At 50.2% G+C, this 20815-nt stretch carries 19 protein-coding genes and 1 pseudogene; 17 read left to right on the top strand and 3 right to left on the bottom strand.

Annotated features, from left to right (window positions below; translation table 11 throughout):
- Positions 1-12: 12 nt before the first annotated feature.
- From BLQ36_RS10005 to BLQ36_RS09935, 15 genes are all read left to right on the top strand, one after another.
- A complete protein-coding gene (locus BLQ36_RS10005) occupies positions 13-2235 on the top strand; it encodes a RelA/SpoT family protein (RefSeq protein WP_074515455.1) in 2223 nt (740 codons plus the stop codon).
- Between the two features lie 182 nt (positions 2236-2417).
- Complete coding sequence (locus tag BLQ36_RS10000; protein WP_074515454.1) at positions 2418-2867, top strand: Fur family transcriptional regulator; 450 nt, start codon at positions 2418-2420, stop codon at positions 2865-2867.
- Complete coding sequence (gene hemZ, locus BLQ36_RS09995) at positions 2864-4405, top strand: coproporphyrinogen dehydrogenase HemZ (RefSeq protein WP_074515453.1); 1542 nt, start codon at positions 2864-2866, stop codon at positions 4403-4405. The genes BLQ36_RS10000 and hemZ overlap by 4 nt, the downstream gene beginning before the upstream one ends.
- A complete protein-coding gene (gene hisS, locus BLQ36_RS09990) occupies positions 4399-5664 on the top strand; it encodes a histidine--tRNA ligase (protein ID WP_074515452.1) in 1266 nt (421 codons plus the stop codon). The genes hemZ and hisS overlap by 7 nt, the downstream gene beginning before the upstream one ends.
- Positions 5664-7469 (top strand): aspartate--tRNA ligase, encoded by a 1806-nt coding sequence (aspS, locus tag BLQ36_RS09985; protein ID WP_033169348.1) that lies wholly within the window; start codon positions 5664-5666, stop codon positions 7467-7469. Before hisS ends, aspS begins: the two co-directional genes overlap by 1 nt.
- 150 nt (positions 7470-7619) lie before the next feature.
- Positions 7620-10028: an ATP-binding protein gene (locus BLQ36_RS09980; protein ID WP_318260966.1), complete on the top strand. Its 2409-nt coding sequence runs from the start codon at positions 7620-7622 to the stop codon at positions 10026-10028.
- A gap of 47 nt (positions 10029-10075) precedes the next feature.
- Positions 10076-10561 carry a MarR family winged helix-turn-helix transcriptional regulator gene (locus tag BLQ36_RS09975; protein ID WP_074515451.1) on the top strand — a complete coding sequence of 162 codons (486 nt, stop codon included), beginning with the start codon at positions 10076-10078 and terminating at the stop codon, positions 10559-10561.
- A 92-nt stretch (positions 10562-10653) separates the two neighbouring features.
- The gene (locus tag BLQ36_RS09970) at positions 10654-11748 is read left to right on the top strand and encodes an HlyD family secretion protein (protein WP_074515450.1); all 1095 of its coding nucleotides are present in this window, start codon (positions 10654-10656) and stop codon (positions 11746-11748) included.
- Positions 11729-12910, top strand: a complete 1182-nt coding sequence (locus BLQ36_RS09965; RefSeq protein ID WP_074515449.1) for an ABC transporter permease — start codon at positions 11729-11731, stop codon at positions 12908-12910. The genes BLQ36_RS09970 and BLQ36_RS09965 overlap by 20 nt, the downstream gene beginning before the upstream one ends.
- A 157-nt stretch (positions 12911-13067) precedes the next feature.
- Positions 13068-13745, top strand: a complete 678-nt coding sequence (locus BLQ36_RS09960) for a WecB/TagA/CpsF family glycosyltransferase (RefSeq protein ID WP_074515483.1) — start codon at positions 13068-13070, stop codon at positions 13743-13745.
- Positions 13746-13822: 77 nt separating this feature from the next.
- On the top strand, positions 13823-14455 hold the full coding sequence (locus BLQ36_RS09955; protein ID WP_074515448.1) for a phosphatidylserine decarboxylase family protein: 633 nt from the start codon (positions 13823-13825) through the stop codon (positions 14453-14455).
- The gene (gene pssA / locus BLQ36_RS09950; protein WP_074515447.1) at positions 14455-15165 is read left to right on the top strand and encodes a CDP-diacylglycerol--serine O-phosphatidyltransferase; all 711 of its coding nucleotides are present in this window, start codon (positions 14455-14457) and stop codon (positions 15163-15165) included. The genes BLQ36_RS09955 and pssA overlap by 1 nt, the downstream gene beginning before the upstream one ends.
- A 33-nt stretch (positions 15166-15198) precedes the next feature.
- Positions 15199-16434 (top strand): glycosyltransferase family 2 protein, encoded by a 1236-nt coding sequence (locus tag BLQ36_RS09945; protein WP_074515482.1) that lies wholly within the window; start codon positions 15199-15201, stop codon positions 16432-16434.
- A gap of 55 nt (positions 16435-16489) precedes the next feature.
- Positions 16490-16867, top strand: coding sequence for a 6-carboxytetrahydropterin synthase QueD (gene queD, locus BLQ36_RS09940; protein WP_074515446.1), 378 nt, complete (start codon positions 16490-16492; stop codon positions 16865-16867).
- 2 nt (positions 16868-16869) lie between these two features.
- Complete coding sequence (locus tag BLQ36_RS09935; protein ID WP_074515445.1) at positions 16870-17601, top strand: 7-carboxy-7-deazaguanine synthase QueE; 732 nt, start codon at positions 16870-16872, stop codon at positions 17599-17601.
- A 129-nt stretch (positions 17602-17730) separates the two neighbouring features.
- Here the strand turns inward: BLQ36_RS09935 and xerC are convergent, their stop codons facing one another.
- Complete coding sequence (gene xerC / locus BLQ36_RS09930) at positions 17731-18750, bottom strand: site-specific integrase (RefSeq protein ID WP_074515444.1); 1020 nt, start codon at positions 18748-18750, stop codon at positions 17731-17733.
- Here xerC and BLQ36_RS13465 point away from each other — a divergent pair.
- Entirely contained in the window at positions 18679-18879 is a 201-nt protein-coding gene (locus BLQ36_RS13465) for a hypothetical protein (RefSeq protein ID WP_180364858.1), read from the top strand. The two genes, xerC and BLQ36_RS13465, sit on opposite strands and share 72 nt — an antisense overlap.
- Here BLQ36_RS13465 and BLQ36_RS13460 read toward each other — a convergent pair.
- Complete coding sequence (locus tag BLQ36_RS13460; protein ID WP_180364863.1) at positions 18866-19039, bottom strand: hypothetical protein; 174 nt, start codon at positions 19037-19039, stop codon at positions 18866-18868. The genes BLQ36_RS13465 and BLQ36_RS13460 overlap by 14 nt on opposite strands.
- Before the next feature lie 215 nt (positions 19040-19254).
- Between BLQ36_RS13460 and BLQ36_RS09925 the strand changes: the two are divergent.
- A pseudogene (locus BLQ36_RS09925) lies at positions 19255-19551 on the top strand (helix-turn-helix domain-containing protein); the annotation flags it as partial.
- 205 nt (positions 19552-19756) lie between these two features.
- On the opposite strand, the gene BLQ36_RS09920 reads toward BLQ36_RS09925, so the two are convergent.
- Positions 19757-20683 carry a ketopantoate reductase family protein gene (locus BLQ36_RS09920; protein ID WP_074515442.1) on the bottom strand — a complete coding sequence of 309 codons (927 nt, stop codon included), beginning with the start codon at positions 20681-20683 and terminating at the stop codon, positions 19757-19759.
- Positions 20684-20815 lie beyond the last annotated feature (132 nt).

Genomic DNA, 20815 nt, shown 5'->3' with positions numbered 1-20815 from the left:
GGAGGGACGAACATGAACGATAAAGACAAAGCACCGGTCACCATTGAATCGATTATCGCGTCGGTACTGACCTACGAGCCCAAGGCGAATACAGCGATGATTCAGCGTGCCTACGATTTGGCAGCAGCTGCTCACAAGGGACAGACCCGCGTGTCGGGAGAAGATTATATCATTCATCCCCTCCATGTGGCGCAAATCCTGACGGAGCTTCACATCGATGATGTAACGGTCAGTGCGGCGCTGCTGCATGATGTCGTTGAGGACACACTCTATACCAAAGAACAGATTGAAGAGATGTTTGGCGAGGAAGTCGCCATGATTGTGGATGGCGTGACCAAGCTGGGGCGCATCAAGTATAAATCCAAGGAAGAAGTCCAGCTGGAAAACTACCGCAAGATGTTCTTGGCCATGGCCAAGGATATCCGCGTCATCATGGTAAAGCTGGCAGACCGCCTGCACAATATGCGCACCCTCAAATACATGCGGGAGGATAAGCAGAAGCGCATCGCCAAGGAAACCATTGAAATCTATGCGCCATTAGCTAACCGCCTGGGTATTTCCAACGTGAAATGGGAGTTGGAAGACCTGTGCCTCCGTTACCTTGAGCCGGAGATTTACTACGATTTGGTGGAAAATGTCAAGCAGAAACGCAAGGAACGCCAGATTTTCATTGACACGGCCATCGAGGCGATTGCCGAAAAGCTCAAAGAAGCAAATATTAAGGCAGATATCAAAGGGCGTGCCAAACACTTCTACAGTATCTATAAGAAGATGAAACGCGACCACAAGGATATCAGCGAAATCTACGATTTGTCAGCGGTTCGCGTTCTGGTGGACAGCGTCAAGGACTGCTATGGGGTGCTAGGCGTTATTCATGCCATGTGGAAGCCGATTCCGGGGCGGTTCAAAGATTATATCGCCATGCCAAAATCAAACGGCTATCAGTCCCTGCACACGACGGTTATGACCCGCGGGTATCCGCTGGAGATTCAGATACGTACCTTCCAGATGCACCAGGTATCCGAGTACGGTGTGGCGGCCCATTGGAAATATAAAGAAGCTGGCAAAGGAGCCACGGCGGGCAAAGCCGTCGACCAGAAGATGAACTGGCTTCGCCAGATGGTCAATCTTCAGCAGGAACTTTCGGACCCGAAGGAATATTTCGAGGCGTTGAAGGTGGATATCTTCTCCGATGAGGTGTTTGTGTTCACGCCGAAGGGGGATGTCATCGACTTGCCGAAGGGGTCGATTCCCATTGATTTTGCCTACCGCATCCATACGGAAGTGGGACATCATTGCGTCGGGGCCAAGGTTAATGGCAAATTGGTGCCGCTGGAGCATAAGCTGAAAAATGGCGATATTGTCTCGGTTATCACCAACAAGGCCAACAATGGCCCCAGCCGTGACTGGCTCAATATCGTCGCCTCTTCCGAAACCCGCAGCAAAATCCGCTCCTGGTTCAAGAAAGAAAAGCGCGAAGAAAATATTGAGCGCGGTCTTGAGCTCATCAAGGATGAGGCCAAGCGCCTGGGCTATTTGCCGAAGGAACTTGTAAAAGAAGGCCGTCTGTTGGAAGTAGCCAAGAAGCTCAACATCCTCACCGAAGATGATTTGCTGGCAGCTCTTGGCTATGGCGGCGTTCCAATTCACGGCATCATGACGAAGCTCATCGAGATGCACAAAAAGGAAATTCAGGAGCGTACCCCGCCAGATATCTCCAAGATTCTTGCTGAACTTAAACATCCCCAGCAGAATGGCAAGAAGCATAAGTCGAGCCATGGCGTGCTGGTAGAGGGGGAAAGCGGGGTTATGGTACGACTGGCCCGCTGTTGCAATCCGATTCCTGGGGACCCGATTATCGGTTTTGTCACCCGCGGCCGCGGCGTATCAGTACATCGGACGGATTGCCCCAACGTATTGCAGGATACGGATTTTTCCCGCATGATCGAAGTGGGCTGGGATATTGGTCTGGATAAGCAGTATACCGTCGAATTGGAAATCGTCTGCAACGACCGCAGTGGTATCCTCAACAACGTTTTGGCGATTCCCACCGAGATGAAGTTGAACATCCATAGCATTAATGCCAATCCGAATCGCAGCAACAAGACTTCGACGATAATGCTGGGCCTCGATGTGCGCAATTCCACGCAGGTAACCCAGATTATCACGAAGCTTCGCCGGGTAAAAGATGTTTATAGCGTCGTGCGAAAAATGAGCAGCAATACCAATAGCTGATGCAGAAAATACTGTCTTCCGCAAGGGGAGACAGTATTTTTTAAAAATGACAAAGAGACTGGCGTTTTGTTTGTCATACGAGGGGATTTCTGCTATAATGAATATATTTGATTCATATAATTTGTGTGTTATATGACGGAGATACCGTACGTTTTATTGATAGAAATAAAGGGGTGGGTTTTATGGCACAAACTTTTACAATGGAGGATTTAAAGGAACGTCTGCAGGCACGTCAGCACAAAATGACGCCGCAGCGTCAGACGGTTCTGCAGATTTTCCTCGAACATCCGGGGGAACATCTTTCCGCCGAAGATGTTCATAACATTTTGCGGGAAAGCAAATCAGAGATTGGTCTGGCGACGGTTTATCGTAGCCTGGAACTCTTATCGGATCTTGGCATCTTGCAGAAAATGGAGTTCGGCGATGGCTGCAGCCGCTACGAGGTCAATACGACCGATCCATCGGAGCATCATCACCATCACTTGATTTGCACCAGATGTGGCAAGGTCATTGAGTTTGAAGATGATTTGATGGATGATTTGGAGGCGGACATCGAGACGAAGATGGGCTTCCATGTGGAAAATCATCAGGTGAAATTCTATGGAGTCTGCAAGGAGTGTCAGCAGGCTTGAAGGTAAGGACTTTTACGCTCAATTCGAAAAAAGAAATCATCTCTAAGATTACCCGGGAAATCCTGAGCCTCTTTAAGGTGGAAGTCATCGGGCGGCGCGGGGAAAGCGATTACGAGCAGTTGTCCGTTGTTAATCGCCGGCTGCCGGTAACGGAGGAGGGTGCCCATGATGGAGAACTGGTTCGCATGGAAACCACCCTGTTGCTATTTGATGCCTCGGGTTCGGTTAAGCGCTGGACCCGAGTGTCAGCCGGCAAGGGGGATGAACTGGAACGAGCGGCCGTAAATCGCACCATCAAGCGGAATCTTTATGATATCTTTATCGAGGAGCTTCACATGCCCCAGGCACCCTGGGGCATTCTCCATGGAGTTCGGCCGACGAAAATCGTTCATCGCTGGATTTCCTATGGCATGGAGGAAGAGGCTATCGTCAAACGCTTGATGACGGACTTTGCCTGCAGTGAGGAAAAAGCCCGTATCATTACGCCAATGGCCTTCCGTCAACTGCCTTTTTTGCAGACTTCGGATGAAAAGACCATTAGCATCTACGTGGGGATTCCCTTTTGCCTGACCCGTTGCCTCTACTGCTCTTTCCCCGCCAACATTCTGCCGGGGGAAAAGCAGCTGGACAAGTTCATGGCAGTGCTGCAAAAGGATCTTATGGCGGCCAAAGAAGCGGTGGAACATTACGGCTTTACCGTGCAGAATATCTACATCGGCGGCGGCACGCCGACGGCTCTTCCAGACCGATATTTTGCGAATATGATGCAGATGGTATATAATGCTTTTTATGGGCCCAAATTGGTGGAGTTTACCGTTGAAGCAGGCCGTCCTGACAGCATAACGCCAGCGAAAATCCAGGCGATGGTGGACTATCATGTCAGTCGGGTTAGTGTCAATCCGCAGACCATGCAGCAGCGCACGCTGAAAATCATTGGTCGTCAGCATACACCAGAGGATGTGGTGACCATGTATCAGGCGCTGCGCAAAGCGGGCATCCCCGAAATCAATATGGATCTCATCTTGGGGCTTCCCGGTGAGACGGCTGAAGATGTTCGGGATACCATGGAAAAAGTCGTTGCACTAAAGCCAGACGATATTACCCTGCATGCCTTGGCCTTGAAACGAGGCTCTCGCTTGAAACTCATCATGGAGGAACGTCATGTGGACTTGCCGGATGATGCGGAAACCCGCAAGATGTCCGAGGTAGCGATGTCCTTTATCAAACAAGGCGGCTACCAGCCCTATTACCTTTATCGCCAGGGCTATATGTCCGGTGATTTGGAAAATGTCGGCTGCTGCCGTAAGGGGGCAGAGGGCATGTATAACATCCAGATTATGGAAGAACATCAGACCATTATCGGCATTGGCGGCTCCGCTACTACAAAGGTGGTAGACTTTGCCCGCAAACGCATGAAGTCATCCTTTAATGCCAAAGATTTGGTAACATATCTGCGTGATGTAGATATCTATATAGAAAAACGCAGGCAGCTCTTAGAGGAAGCCTGTGGCAAACAGGGGGAAACCAACGAATGTTAACCAATGCCCCTCGGGGAACCAAAGACATTCTGCCGGATACCGTCGGCGAATGGAATTATGTTGAACAGAAGATTCGTGAGCTTTGCGGTCGCTATGGATTTGAGGAAATCCGTACGCCAGTATTTGAGCACACGGAGCTTTTTCATCGCGGCATCGGTGAGGGCACCGATGTAGTCGATAAGGAAATGTATACCTTTAAGGACCGCGGCGACCGTAGCATTACGTTGCGCCCGGAAAACACGGCTTCGGCTGTTCGCGCTTACTTGCAGAATAAGCTATACGGCGACTCGTCGCTGGTTAAACTCTTCTACATCGGCTCGATGTTCCGCTACGACCGTCCCCAGGCCGGCCGTATGCGCGAATTCCATCAGTTCGGTGTCGAGGCTCTTGGTGAAGAGAATCCGATGGTGGATGCGGAAGTCATCATGGTGGCTATCGATTTCCTGCGTTCGCTGGGTCTTAAAGACCTTAAGCTGAGCCTGAACTCCGTTGGCTGCCCGCATTGCCGTCCGAAGTATCGGGAGGTTCTTCAGAACTACTTCCGCGATAAGCTCGATGACCTTTGTGATGACTGCAAAGACCGCTTTGAGCGCAGCCCACTGCGCATCCTCGACTGCAAGGCTGATGCGGATAAACCCTATATGGCTGATGCGCCGAAAATCACGGACTGCCTCTGCGACGAGTGCCAGGAGCATTTCCACAAGGTTCAGCAGTACCTTCACGATGCTGGCATTGAGTTCGAGCTTGACCCGCGCTTGGTTCGCGGCCTCGATTACTACACGAAAACGGCCTTTGAAATCAAGTATGCGCCGCTAGGGGCACAGAGTGCTGTGGCTGGCGGTGGCCGTTACGATGGCCTCATCGAGGAAATCGGTGGTAAACCGACGCCAGCCGTTGGCTTTGCTACGGGTCTCGAGCGCGTCCTGCTGGCTCTCGAGAAACAGGATCTGCTGCCAGAGATGGACAAGAAGACCGACGCGTATGTGGTAGCGCTCGGCGATGCGGCCCAGGGCCCTGCCTTCAAGCTGCTGACCCAGTTGCGCCAGGCTGGCCTCAAGGCTGGGATGGATTATGCGGGCCGCAGTATGAAGGCCCAGATGAAACAGGCAAACAAGGCCAATGCCCGCTTTGCGCTGATCATCGGTGAAGACGAAGTCAAGGAATCCTGCGTGATGCTCAAGGATATGGAAAAGAGTGAGCAGCAGAAGGTTTCTTTTGATACAATAATAGAAAAGCTATGTGCTGAGGTGAAAGGTTAATGGAAACATTACAAGGCATGAAGCGCACGCATCACTGCGGTGCGCTTCGCAAAACCGACGTTGACCAGGAAGTTGTACTTTGCGGCTGGGTCTCCCGTCGTCGTGATCATGGTGGTCTGATTTTCGTTGACATGCGTGACCGTTCTGGTTTCGTGCAGGTCGTATTCGATGAGGCTTCCATGAATGAGGGCACGTTCCACAAGGCTGAGTCCCTGCGTAACGAGTTCTGCATCGCTGTCCGCGGTAAAATCCGCGCCCGCAGCGAAGAGACCATCAATCCGAATATGGAGACTGGTGAAGTTGAGGTCGTTTGCGCTGAACTGCGTATCCTCAATGAGGCGAAAACGCCGCCGTTCTACATCCAGGATGGTGTCGATGTCGATGAGAAGATTCGCCTCAAGTATCGTTATCTGGATCTTCGTCGTCCGGAGATGCAGAAGAACATCATGCTGCGTCACCGCGTCACGAAGATCATGCGTGACTTCTTTGACCGCAACGGCTTCCTCGAGATCGAGACGCCGATGCTCTGCAAGAGCACGCCGGAAGGTGCTCGTGACTTCCTGGTTCCGAGCCGCGTAAATCCGGGCGAGTTCTACGCTTTGCCGCAGTCCCCGCAGATCTTCAAGCAGATCCTGCAGGTCGCTGGCTTCGAGAAGTATTTCCAGATTGTCCGCTGCTTCCGCGATGAGGACCTCCGTGCTGACCGTCAGCCGGAGTTCACGCAGCTCGATATCGAGATGTCCTTCATGGATCAGGATCAGATCCTGGGCCTGATGGAAGAGCTCGCCAAAGAGATGTTCGAGAAGGCTATCGGTGCGAAGATCGAGACGCCGTTTGAGCGTATGGATTGGGATACGGCTATGGATAAATACGGTTCCGATAAGCCGGATCTCCGCTTCGACATGCCGCTCATGGATATCTCCGAGTTCGTCAAAGGTTCGGACTTCAAGGTATTCAACGCCGTTATCGAAAACGGCGGCATGGTCAAGTGCATCAAGGTTGACGGTTATGCTGACATTCCGCGCCGCCGCCTCGACGACCTCGTCAAGTTTGTCCAGATCTATGGCGCGAAAGGCCTTGCCTGGATCCAGTACAGCGAAGAGGGCATCAAGAGCCCGTTCAAGAAATTCTACAGCGATGAGACGTTTGCGAAAATCGCTGAGGCTACGGGTGCCAAGACGGGCGACCTGCTGCTGGTCGTTGCTGACAAGCGCCTCGTCGTTGACACGGCTCTTGGCCAGCTCCGTCTCGAGATGGGCAAAGAGCGCAACCTCATCGACCCGGATGCCCTGCGCTTCCTCTGGGTTGTCGACTTCCCAATGTACGAGTGGAGCGACGAAGAGAAACGCTGGAAAGCTATGCATCATCCGTTCACGGCACCCCGTGACGAGGATATCCAGTATCTGCAGTCCGACCCGGGCCGCGTAAAAGCTAAGGCCTATGATATGGTCCTCAACGGCGTCGAAGTCGGTGGCGGTTCCTTGCGTATCTACAATGCAGAGCTGCAGGAGAAAGTCTTCGAGTCTCTGGGCCTCACTTACGAGCAGGCTCATGAGAAGTTCGGCTTCATGATGGATGCCTTCCAGTATGGTACGCCGCCACATGGTGGTCTGGCATTTGGCCTCGACCGTCTCGTCATGCTCATGGCAAAACGCGATTCCATTCGCGATGTCATCGCCTTCCCGAAAAACCAGAGTGCTCGTGACGTCATGTCGGCTGCACCGTCGCCGGTTGAGGAAAAACAGCTCCGCGAACTTTCCATCCGCACGGCTGTCAAGAAAAAAGAAAATAAACAGGAGCAGTAAGCATTTCGCTATTGCTGGCTGATAAGGCACCTTTCCCAAGCGAAGTTTGGGAAAGGTGCTTTTTCTATAGTCAAGAACAAGGAAAATACCGGAAGGGAACGAATACTATAAGGAGATTGGAGCAGGTGGCAAAGCGAAGAGGGCGATAGAATGGAATGGCTGAAAGATTGCAGCGACGCACTGGTCGCGATGGCGGAAAGATACGGATTGGTTCAAATTCTTGACCTTCAACAGGGAAAATTTTATTCGGTGAAGTCTGACCCGTCGTTAGAACGAGTCATGTCGGGGGAGAAGAGCCTGCAAGAACAGTTGGCGGCATTACTTGCCATGGCAACCGTTCGCGGTTCCCATCAAGAGGTAGCCGAATTTATTGACCTGTCAACATTAGCCAATCGTCTTCATAGCACCAAGCGAATCTCTTTGGTGGTGCAAGTTCTCGATAAGGGCTGGTATCGGCTGGATTTTATCCGCATGGGGGAGAAAAATCCCGTTTCCCAGGTGATTTTTGCCATTGAGAACATTACCAGTCAGAAAGAACATGAGGGGCTGATGCAGCAGACGGTGGATTTGCTGGCTGAATGCTATAGCGCCATCTATTATGTGAATGTAATCGACCATTCGGTTCAGCCGGTACGCATGAATGATATCGCGAAGCACGTGGTATTCAGTCAAACTCAGAAACTTACGCCTCGGGCCCTGATGAAGACCTATATTGATTCCTATGTGCATCCCGATGATGCGGCAGATATGATGAAAGTGGCCGATCTTGATTACTTGCATCAGCGTCTTACCAAAGAACCTTACGTGGTTCAGCTGTATCGCACCCGTCAAAATGGTATCGACACCTATTTCCGCTTGAAGATAATGAAGCTGGCCCAACGACCTATTCTGGTCTGTGCCTTCGAAAACATCGATAAGGAAACCCGGGAGAAAAACAAGACGGCCCATGAGCGCGAACAGTATAATATGCTGATTAATGGCTTATCCCGGGAATACAGTTCCGTTTGGTATATTGATGCGACCCTCAATTTGGTTTCCCTGGTGCGCAGCAACACAAAATCCGTGACGACAAAGCGGGTTTTGGAAGGCGTTAAGGAAGTCAGCTATGAAATGGCGATTCAAAATTATATCGACAAGTATGTGGTGCCAGAAGATCGTAAACGGTTATATCATCAGACAAGTATTGCCGAGCTTCTAAAACACATTCCCCATGATGGAGTTTACCGAATTGATTATGCCCGGACCAATCTCGATGGGAAGCGCTGTCACTTTCAGGCGTGCTACGCCCGGGATGTAAGCATCAAAGGGACGCCGTGTTTTATTGCGGGGTTTCGCGACGTGCAGTCTATGTTTATGGCTGAGCAATTAAAACAGCAGGAATTGGCGGAAGCCCGTCAGGTTGCCGAAGCGGCCAATGCCGCTAAGACGAATTTCTTATTCAACATGAGTCATGATATTCGCACGCCGATGAATGCCATTATGGGCTTTCGGGATTTGTTGGAAAAGCATCAGAACGATGCGGAGCGCTGCCGTCACTATCTGACGAAAATCAAGGAAGCGAGCAAGGTTCTGCTGTCAATCATCAACAACGTCCTAGAAATGGCACGAATTGAAAAGGGAATATTGGCTCTGGAAAATGAAGTGTTTAATATCTATGACTTTGCTGAAACTATTTATTCGGTAGTCGAGGAATTGATGAAAGCCAATCAGCTGGTTTTTTCCTGTGAGGTTAATGTACAGCATAAGTATTTTTATGGTGATACCACCAAATTGCGGGAAGTGTTTTTGAATATCTTATCCAATGCCTGCAAGTATACGGCCCCAGGGGGCAGCGTTCGGCTGTTATGCGAGGAACTGCCAGGGGACAAGGCGGGCTGGGGGATTATTCGGACGACGATTTCCGATACTGGCATTGGGATGTCAGAAGATTTCCTGCCCCATGTCTTTGACGAATTCTCCCGCGAAAACAATACGACCAGCACCAAAATCGAAGGGACGGGTCTTGGCATGTCGATTGTCAAAAAACTGGTGAACTTTATGGACGGGACAATTGAGGTTACCAGTAAAAAAGGGAAGGGCACTACCTTTGTGGTAAGCATTCCCCATCGCTTTGCCAAGGAAAAGCAAGGGACAGGAAAACAGCAGGATGAGCCCGTGCTAGCATCCCTGGCGGGAATTTCGATTTTGCTGGCGGAAGATAACGAGATTAATGCGGAGATTGCTATGACCCTCTTACAGGAAGCGGGGATGCGGATTGAGCGGGCAGAAAATGGCAAGCAATGTGTGGAGCTGCTGGTGGCGGCGCCAGCGGATACTTATGATTTGATTTTGATGGATGTACAGATGCCCCAAATGAATGGTTATGAGGCCGCCAGAGCCATCCGGGCATTGCCTGACGCGAAAAAGGCAGGGATACCAATTCTAGCCATGACCGCTAATGCCTTTGCCGAGGATAGACAGGAGGCCTTTGCGGCGGGAATGAATGGGCATATTGCTAAACCCATTGAGATGCCGGTACTGCTTCGTTCCATTGCGGCGTTGCTTGACATTTCTTCATAAATCTCTATAATAAGTAATTAGCAAACTAACTAAGTGGAGGCGCTGTTGTGAAACGAGAGATAGTACCGACTTGGGAGGAGCTGGAACGCCATAAACGCATCATTCCGGAAATTAATCCTGCCGCAGTAATCGCTATGCTGGGCATAAAGACCGTCGGCGATGAAATTCAGCAGTCGATTTTGGATGTGTTGCAGAAGGAACACAACCTGTCAGAGGGGAAGTTCTGTGCATTGGTGGTATTGCATCAGTACAGTGATACCGGTATTGCACCATCGGAACTGGCCGAAAAGGTGGGGGTGACCCGGGCAACCATCAGCAACATGTTGCAGCGGTTAGAGCGCGATGGGATGGTAGTGATTCGCCCGGCTGCTGATGATGGACGTGGTAAGCTGGTGATTTTAACGGAGGAAGGCACAGCCTTTATGGAAAAAATCCTGCCGCCGCATTATCTTCGCGTTACCAAGCTGATGGAAAAACTCTCTGAGTCTGAGCAAAAAGAGCTCATACATCTGCTGAAAAAGTTAGCCTTGTAATGGTTTCGCCAGACCATGAGCATGAATAGAGAAGCAAGGCACTTCTCTGCTTATATAGTTAGTAATCAAACTAATTTTAAGGAGAAAGAGAAATGAATGCAAAACGAAAAGCAACGCGGACGGGAATCGTATTTATCGCGCTGCTGCTTATTGGTGGCTTAATCTTGATGTATAAAGGGAACGATGCCCTGGCTCTGGCCACTGAGAAAAAAGAAGGCATTTTGACGGCGGAACAAATCAAGCTGTCCTTTGATTCGGTTGGTGGACGTCTTATTAAAGAGTCCGTAAAAGAGGGAGACTATGTAAAAAAAGGCGATGTCATTATGGAACTGGATTCCACGGATACGGATTTGGCCATGGAAAAGCTCAAGGCGCAAATTGCGCAGATGGATGCGCAGATTCGTTCGACCAGTGGCACCCAGAGCATCAATTACCAAAAGGCCGATACGGATGCCAGCCAGAGCAGCCGGCAGATTGACCAGCAGACTGCCGCTGTTTCGGCCGCTGCGGCAACCCTTCGCAATTCCCAGATCGATTATAATCGCAAAATATCTTTATTTGATGCGGGGGCAATTTCTAGAAGTCAGCTTGATGATGCAGAAATGTCCTTGCAGGTTTCTAAGGCTAGCTTAGAACAACAGCAGGAGCTGTTGCAAAAATTGCGGGCTGGCTATAATGGCAGTGCTTCCGATACCGTCGGACAGCAGCGTCAAGCGGCGGCCAATATGAGCAACGATGTAGAATCCCTTCAGCAGCAAAAACAAGCGCTGGAAGTTCAATTGAAAGAGTTGGAAGTAGCCAAGGAGCGGCTGACGCTCCGGGCACCAGAAGATGGCAAGGTACTAAAGGTTTTGGTCAAAGAAGGGGAGATGATTTCCCCATCGACGCCGGTGGTGCTGTTGGAAAGCACTCGCAGCTATTACGATATTTATATCAGTGAAAAGCAGGCGGCTAACCTGCAGGAAGGACAGGCGATTAAAGGAACCACGGTTGCTGGCGAGCGCGAAGTTACGGGGACAGTTCGTTTGCTCTCTCAGGCGCCGGGATTTGCTGACTTAAAATCAACCCGGGAGAAAGGACAGGCAGACCTTTCTGCTTTCCAGGTTCGTGTTTACATTGACCCCCAGGATGGGATTATCCCGGGAATGACCATTGAGGTGAACGAACGTGAATTCACTAAAAGATGAAGTAAAGTTTTTGTTTTCCGGCCAGGGGATGCCCTATGAAAAGGTTTGCATCCTGGTGGCCATGGTCATTACCGTATTCCTGTCGGTAATTTTAAATGGAAATTTTGCCAAAGATGCCAAGGTGGCTATTATCGACCTGGACAATTCCGCCTATACCCGGGAGCTGACCAATCGCATTGAGGCGTCGGAGTATATGAAGGTAACGGCGGTAATCAATACAGCCATGGACCCCAAGGAGCTTTTTTACCAGGACCGCGCGGCGGCCGTGGTATATTTTCCGCAGGGACTAGAAAAAGAACGGTATACGGGTGTCGCAACGAATATTGGAGTCTTTTATGATAATACCAATACGGCCCAGACGAGTAACATCAAGGAAGCCTTAAATGAAATCGTTGGACTGGACAATGCGGCAGCCCAGGGCGATGTCGGTAGCACGAATGACAGCATCCGCGGGCAGCTCAGCCTTGCCTCGCGCAACTTGTTCAATCCCCAGGATTCCAAGGATAATGGGGAGACCTTAGGCTTTTTGTTCTTCTTCGGGTCTATGTTTTTTACCTTTGCGACCATTGGCATGATACCGCGTCTTCGCCTTTCTCATCAATTAGAGCCAATCCTGTTGGAGGGAACGCCGTGGGACCTTATTGTCCGCATTCTACCGTATGGTGGCTGTCTGTTGGTGTCCTGGGTGCTGGGACTGGCTGTCCTGCGCGTTTGGGGAGACCTTAGATTTTCCGGCAATTTGTTGACTTTTTTGTTTATCCAGTTGTTTTACATCCTGACAGTTGGGGCCCTTAGCTTGTTCTTTGGTTGGACGGCGGCTAATCCTGGCATTGCGTCCAGCCGCATGATCCTTTTTATTCCGGGAGGATTTGTCTTAGGTGGTATGACTGGACCTACCACGTTTTTTGCCCCCTGGGTGGTCAGGTTTAGTCATATATTCCCCCTTACCTGGGAGTTTCACTTCCAGCGGGATATTATTGCCCGCGGTGCGGGGCTGGGGGATATTGCCCAAACCTTTGGGGCTTTTCTCGTCTATATGGGAATCGTGGCCATTATCTTTTGCCTGCGGTTCTATGCCTCGCGCCGGGCGTTGATAAAAATGCGGCAGATGGCAAAACGGAACGAACAAGGAAAACACCGGCCAGTAGAAGCTCTTTCATAAGGAGGAGACTGGGAAAAGGAAAATACGGGAGCGTCTCGAGGAGTTGACGCTCCTTTTTTTTTGTAGTACACTAACAAAATGAGTGTTTTGATTAATTGGAGGGAACAGCGTGTCCGATAAAATCGATATATTAGGTGTAAACGTAGATTCTGTCACCATGTCGCAGGCCGTGGCGCAGGTACAGGATTATATGGATGAAAAGCAGAACGTACTCATTGCGACTGCCAATGCGGAGATGATTATGCGGGCAACCCATGACAAGGAGCTGCGAGACATCTTAAACGATGCGGCTTTAGTGGTTCCCGATGGAGCTGGCACGGTTTGGGCGGCCCATCATTTGGGGCATGATATGCCGGAGCGTGTGGCTGGTTTTGACTTGGCCCAGGAGCTCATGCGCATCGCCCCGCAGAAAAAGCGTCGGGTATTCTTTTTCGGTTCGGCCCCAGGGGTGGCGGAAAAAGCCAAGGCAAAGGCGGAAGCACTCTACCCGGGCATTGAGATTGTCGGGGTTCGCAATGGCTTCTTCACGGAGAAGGATGAACCGGAAATCATTGCCCAGATAAAAGCGGCAAAACCGGATCTGCTTTTGGCGGCTTTAGGGGTGCCAAAGCAGGAGAAGTGGCTCTACAAGCATAAAGCGGAGTTGGGGGTTCCCGTATCCATTGGTGTGGGTGGTACCCTGGATGTTATGGCTGGTGTCATGAAACGGGCACCGCTTTGGATGCAGAAAGCAAAACTCGAATGGCTCTTCCGCGGTATGCTGCAGCCGAAACGGGCAGGACGCCTTATGGCATTGCCGAAGTTTGTGCTCAAGGTTCATGCAGCCAAAAAGTAAGGTGTGCATAGACAAAGACGCATTTTTTCCCTATAATTGTCGTGTTGTTGTTTCGTATTTATATAGGAGGTGGGAGCTTGGCTCCTATTATATCTGAAGGATATCCGTTTATTTTTGGCTGCGCTGTATTGGGCGTGGTATTGGGATTGTCCTGGCATCCTTATGTAGCGGCTATTCCTTTTGTATTAATGCTTTACTTCTGCTATTTCTTCCGCAATCCGAAACGTCATATTGAGCGGGATGATTCGGTAGTCCTGTCACCGGCAGATGGCACGGTAACGGATATCGTACCCTTAGAGACGGATGAATTTGTAAAAGAACCTTGCAATAAGGTCGTTATCTTTATGTCGGTTTTCAACGTGCATGTGAATCGCAGTCCGATTCAGGGCCAGATTAAGCTGCAGAAGTATTTCTGCGGACGTTTCCGCCCGGCCTATAAGGATACCGTTGGGTTTGAAAACGAGCATCATGTACTGGGCATTGAAAATGACCGCATTCGTATCAGTGTCAAACAGATTGCCGGCATTTTGGCCCGCCGCATTGTTTCCTATGTCACGCTGGATGACAAGCTCCAGCAGGGTGAGCTCTACGGCATGATTAAGTTCGGTTCCTGCCTGGAGGTAGTCATGCCGAAAAATGTAGAAATCATGGTAGAAAAGGGACAAAAGGTTGCTGGCGGACAAACCATACTTGGGAGGATTAAAGACTGATGGATTACAGACGGTTTATACCTAATCTTTGCACATCGATGAACTTGGTATTTGGTATGTGCTCTATTTTGGCAACTTATCGCGGAGACCTCATATGGGGCTCTATCTTCATTTTGCTGGCTCTGGTGGCCGACGGTCTCGATGGCCGTACGGCGCGTTTCTTTGGTGTGTCCAGTGAAATGGGCAAAGAGATGGACTCCCTTTGTGATTTGGGTTCCTTTGGTATTGCACCGGGTTTTTTAGCTTGGGCCTTCGTGCTGCATAACTATGATTTCCTCGGCATGGCAGTGGTTATCCTGTTCGCTGTCTGCGGCATGTGGCGCCTGGCTCGCTTTAACGTCAATGCCGATGTGGTTCATGGTTACTTTATGGGCTTGGCAATTCCGGCAGGCGGCAATATTGTTGCCATGACGACGCTGCTGTTTGTGCTGTTAGGTATTGACCCCATGGGCTTTGGTTTGGCTTATCCTGTCCTTATGGCAATTGTCGGCTGGCTGATGGTGAGCCACGTCCATTACCCGAACTTTAAAGGGGATGGGGCAGAGCCGATTTTCCTCATCACAAAGGCTTTGGCGGCAGTCATGTTCGCCGCTATCCTTTGGTTTGGCCGCGAGGCTTTGCTGCCGGCGCTGGCAGTGGCAGTTTTCTGCACCTATGCCGTAGCTGGTATCGTAAACACACTGATTGCACTTTTTGCAAAGGAAGGCTGATGATTTTTGTTTAATTATCCTTTTGATATCATCATGGTTCCCATGCAGATCATGATTTTCCTCTTTACGCTGTATTTCTTCGTCATTGGTTTCTGTGGCATGTGGCGCCGCGGTGAGACGAAAATCAAGACGCCGAAAAAGACGTTTGCGCTGATTGTTGCAGCCCATAACGAGCATGCTGTTATCGGCCAGCTTGTGGAGAATCTGCAGGGGCTTAACTACCCGAAGGATATGTATGATATCCATGTAATCGCGGATAACTGCACGGATAACACTGCTGAGATTGCCGCGAGTGCCGGTGCCATTGTCCACGAGCGCACCCATCCAACGAAAAAATCCAAGGGCTATGCCTTGGAGTGGATGTTTGACCGCCTCTTCAAGATGGAAAAACAGTATGATGCGGTTTGCGTATTTGATGCGGATAACTTGGTTCATCCGCAGTTTCTCATGGAGATGAATAATCGCCTTTGCAAGGGCGATAAAGTTATTCAGGGTTATATGGATGCGAAGAATCCGTACGATACTTGGGTGGCTGGTACCTTTGCCATCGCTTTCTGGGTTATTTGCTACATTTCTCATCTGGCAAAATCCAACATCGGCCTTTCGGCCTGCCTCGGTGGCACGGGTATGTGCTTCTCCTCGGATATCCTCAAGGAACACGGTTGGAACGCAACCTGCCTGACGGAGGATATGGAGTTCACCATGAAGTGCATGGCGCAGGGCATCAAGACCAGCTGGGCTCATGATGCCATCATCTACGATGAAAAGCCGCTTACGTTCAAACAGTCCTGGAATCAGCGCAAGCGTTGGGCCCAGGGACAGTTCGATGTAGGTAACCGCTTCATTCCGAAGATGCTCAAAGCGGGGTGGAAACATAAGGATATCCGCATGTGGGACGAATGCATCTATCTGATGCAGCCTCATTTCTTGATGATTTCGACCATTTTCATCATCATCAGCTATATTCAGCTGGGCTTTGAACCGTTCTACACGAACATTTATAACTTCATGCCCTCTCAGCTTATGACGGCTATTATGCTTGGGCAGTACATCCTGCCAATGATTATCTTGATAAAGATTCGTGCCAAGTGGAAATCCTGGCTCTACATGCTGCTGTATCCGGTGTTCATCTACTCCTGGATTCCCATTATTTTCCTTGGGTTTATCAACCGCAACGACCACGAGTGGAGTCACACCCAGCATACCCGTGCTATGAGCATGGATGATATTGTTGGTAATGTCAAAAACACCAAAAATATTGGGCGTTAAAAAAAGCCTCCCTCTATGAGGGAGGTTTTGCCTTAAATTCGAAAGGAAGTATTTTATGTATACGTTAAAAATAGAAGGTGCCTTTGAAGCCGCACATCATGTGGCAGGCTATCCGGGCAAGTGCGCCCGCCTGCATGGCCATAACTGGGTCGTCGAGGCCGTGGTTAAGGGAAAAGAACTAGATGAACTCGGCATGCTGATTGACTTTAAAGTTATGAAAAAAGAATTGGCAGATGTTCTGGAGCGCTTTGACCATCGTTATCTAAACGAACTGAAGCCCTTTGCCGATGGCTTAAATCCCACCGCAGAAAATCTGGCGCGGATTATCTTTGAAGAATTGGCTTGCCGTAAGGTGTTTGAACGGGATAGCGTGCTTTATGCCATTACAGTTTTTGAATCACCGAAGTCCAGTGTAACTTATACGAAGGATTAACTATGAAAGAGAATCTTATTGAAATTTTTTCGTCCATTCAAGGCGAAGGAAAATACGTTGGCTGCCGTCAAGTATTTGTACGGTTTGAAGGCTGCAATCTCGACTGCCGCTACTGTGATACGGAAAATACGCCTGGCAGTCATGTTCAGTGTGAGGTAGAAACTTATGCGGGCAGCCGAGAATTTGCCAAACTCCCCAATCCGCGTTCGGTGGGGCAGACGGCCATGGAAATCAACCGGCTCTGCAAAGAAGTTCCCCATCAGGCTGTGAGCTTTACGGGAGGCGAGCCCCTCTTGCACGCTGACTACATTCGTGAGCTGGCAAAAGAAATCGAAGTACCGGTGTTCCTCGAAACCAATGGCACCCTGCATGAGCAGCTTGCTGAAATTATCGATGCCGTTGATATCATCAGCATGGATATTAAATTGCCCAGTATCGTCAGCAAACCACAGTGGGAGGCGCATAAGCGCTTTATCGAAGTGGCCAAGGCCAAAGATCTGTATATCAAACTGGTGGTAGGGGAGGAAACAACGGAAGAAGAATTCCGTAAGGCAATTGACCTAGTGGCCGAAACGGCACCCGAGACCCTGTTCATCATCCAGCCAGTAACCCCATACGGTGGCTGTAAGGCGGCGAGCCCTGAAAAAATCCTCATCTGCCAGAATTATGCCCTGTCCAAACTTAAAGACGTCCGTGTAATTCCGCAGACCCACAAAATGATCGCGCAACTGTGATTTTCCGTCTGGCGAAAAATCCAAAATCGCACGAATCCTTGTCAGCAAAGGCACCATGGAGTTTTCCGTGGTGCCTTTTGTGTTGTGTTTTTGGGTGGTTGTATAGCAAATGTACTGCAACCAGCGATTTTAAGAGTGTTTGGCTTTGGTTTTTTCCTGTGGAGTCATGAGGTTGGAAATGTCTTCCTCGAGCCATTGGCTGACTTTAGTTTGCTGGGCTTCTTCATCAATATGTGTATAAATATCCATGGTGATTTTGATACTGGCATGACCAAGCTGGTTCTGGATGTCTTTTAAATCAAACTGGCTGGAGTTTTTCATGCGGCTGGCCATGTCGTGGCGCAGCATGTGGAAGGTACTCTTGATGCCAAGTTTTTTGCGCAGCCAGAGGAAGAAGACGCTGACCTTATTCGGGGGGAGGGGACTGCCGTTGGCCGCGGTGAAGAGGAAGCCGTTTTCCTGCCAGTCAGGGGAGAGCATGCGGTGTTCCAGCTGTACTTTGCGGTAGTGCTGGATTTCGTAGCAGTAGTCGACAGGCAGGGGCAGGATGCGGTTGCCCTGCGGTGTTTTGGTGCCGCCGCGATATAGTGGCGGGCGGCCGTTTTCATCTTTTTTCATGCCGCTGTAGAGAGCGTGCTGGATGTGCAGGGTGCCGCCTTTGATATGTCCGTTTTGGTCGGTCTGGATGTTGAGGTCTTCCCATTTGAGGGCGAGAAGTTCTCCCAGCCGTGCGCCCGTGACGTATTCGGTGAGCAGCAGCCAGCGCCAGAAGTAAAACGGCGTTTTCGGGTATTCGATAAGCGTTTTCCAGTCTTCGGCACTGGGTTTGTAGAATTTCTTTTTGGGTGTCTTGGGCGGCAGTTCCAGATCCGCAGCGGGGCTGAATCGTATCAGCCGGCATTTGACGGCTTTTTTCATCATGGCCATCATGAGCACGCGGAAGATGCAGGCGGTGCGGTATTTTTGCCGCAGCGGGCCAAAGAGGACGGCCTGAATGTCAAATTCGGTCAGCTTGCTCAGTGGTATCATTCCGAGCTCGGGGATGGCGTAGCGCCGCATGATCCCGTAATAGAGGTTTTGCGTGCTGGCACGTACCCGCGGCGTGACGTAGAGGTCGAGCCATTTGTTAATCCACTGTCCCGTAGTCATGTGGTCGGCATCCAGTACGGCGAGCAGCGCCGCGTCCAGGGCCGGCTGAAGAAAATCGACTACACCTGGCGGCAGCTCGTGCTTGACTGCGGTATCGTGGATGTGGATGCAGTGCTCAGGATTGAGTGATAAAAGCTCCAACCAGAGAATGGGAATCAGCTATGCCGATTCCAAAATAACCAAGCACCCATAGAAAGAGCTTTTGTAAAATAGCCATAAGTGCGCCAAGGATTATAAAGGCGCCGGCGAAGATACCGAGAACAAAACAAATGGTAAGGAACGTTATCATATAGGATGCCTCCAGTTGCTAAATGATTTTCTGTGGGGATTCGACACGTGCTCGATAAATCCTGCCTGTATGGGGATGAGCAAGCTGTAGCCGGGGGATTCTTGAAGAGGAAATTACCGTCTGCCTATGGTATACTGTAAATAGTACAATTATGGGAGGATGCAGGCATGGAATTTGGAAACATTGGGCAGTATATATGAGCAAGGCGCAAAGAGGTAAAGATGTCGCAGGTTGAGCTGGGGGCGAAGGTTGGCAAGTCTTCGCAGGTAATCTCCAACTGGGAGCGCGGTTATATCCAGAATGTCAGCGTGGGCGATTTGGCAAAAATTGCGCAGGCGCTGGAAGTGCCGCCCGCGTATTTTTTCCCGGAGCAGCCAAATACCAAAACCAAATGCCCCTCCGTAGTGGACAAACGCCTGCAGTATGTTATTGACAATTACCCGCAGCTGAATGACAAGGCCAAAGACCTTATTGATTCGGTCATTTTTATGGCCAGGCTAGTGAAGCGGTAATTTTTTTTGCTAGTATTGAGCTGGATTGACTTGTCGGCATTAGCTGAAAATGGTATAATAAGGCCACAAAAGGAATAAATGATGCAGGTCATCAAATTGCATCGGTAAAAGAGTCTTCAGGCTGGTAACCTGTGAGACTCTTTTATTTTTGCATACCAAAGGGGCTGTGAAATAACACAGCCCCTTTGGTATGCAAAGGATACGCTTAGCGGATATGATGTTCTTGGCCCCAATTGTCAACTTTTTGATAGAGCGGGGTGGGGACATTATATTTTTTGCCTAGGGCTACGATGCGAGAAACGAGACCGGAAAATTCCGAGGATTTACCAGCAAGGACGTCGCGCTGCATAGAGGTGCGGAGGCCGGGCTTGAAGGCATCAATCATTTTTAGACCCGTTTCCACCAAATCCTTTTCCCAGGTGATTCCCATGGCGTGGCCGATGTCTACGACTTCGCGAATCAGGCCGATAAAGAAATCACGCAAGGGGCCTTCGTGCTGGAAGTCATCACTGACGGCTTCGAAGTAGAGGCCAGCGGCGCCCATGGGGGAGACAAAGGCGAATTTCTGCAAGGCATCTCGTTGGATATGTTCGGTGAAATGTGCCTGGATGCCAGCATCCTGCATGATTTGTTCCAGTTCCTTGGCTTTGTTGGCCAGGCAGTTGTCCTGCCTGGGGCGGAAGCCGTAGAATACCCGCAGGATTTTTTCTGGCTGGACGATGATGCCGGGACTTTCGATTTTGGCAAAGATATACATACAGCCGTCGAGGCAGGTGAGGCCAGGCAGAGCTTGTTGCATGACTTCACCGGTGCCGAATACATTTAGGATGGGGACGATGAGGGTCTCGGCATTGGCGGTGCGGCGGGCCAGGGCGATAGCATCGTCGATGTTGTAATATTTCACGCAGACCAGCATCACGTCAGGGGTGTCGGTATACTCCTCCATGGTGCAGGCTTTAGCTGGCTTTATGACAATATCGCCGCGGTGTTCCGTGCGGATGGTGAGCCCGTTTTGACGGATGGCCGCTAGATGGCTGCCACGGGCGATAAAGGTTACGTCCTGACCGATGCTGGCAAGATAAGCGCCCAAAGTTCCTCCTGTGCCGCCGGTGCCGACAATTGCAAATTTCATGATAATCCCTCCAATTCGTTGGTGTATGTTTACATTGTAACAAATGGTTATGACGGGGGCAAGGTAAAGTCCAGGCAAAGTCGAGGAAGGTTTTTCCGATCATAACTGAATTTCATTTTTTTCTCAGAGAAA

Source organism: Selenomonas sp. WCT3 (assembly GCA_900100835.1).
Taxonomy (GTDB): domain Bacteria; phylum Bacillota; class Negativicutes; order Selenomonadales; family Selenomonadaceae; genus Selenomonas_A; species Selenomonas_A ruminantium_E.
The sequence above is the reverse complement of the archived record's forward strand: the minus strand, read 5'-3'. Positions and strand labels throughout refer to the sequence as shown.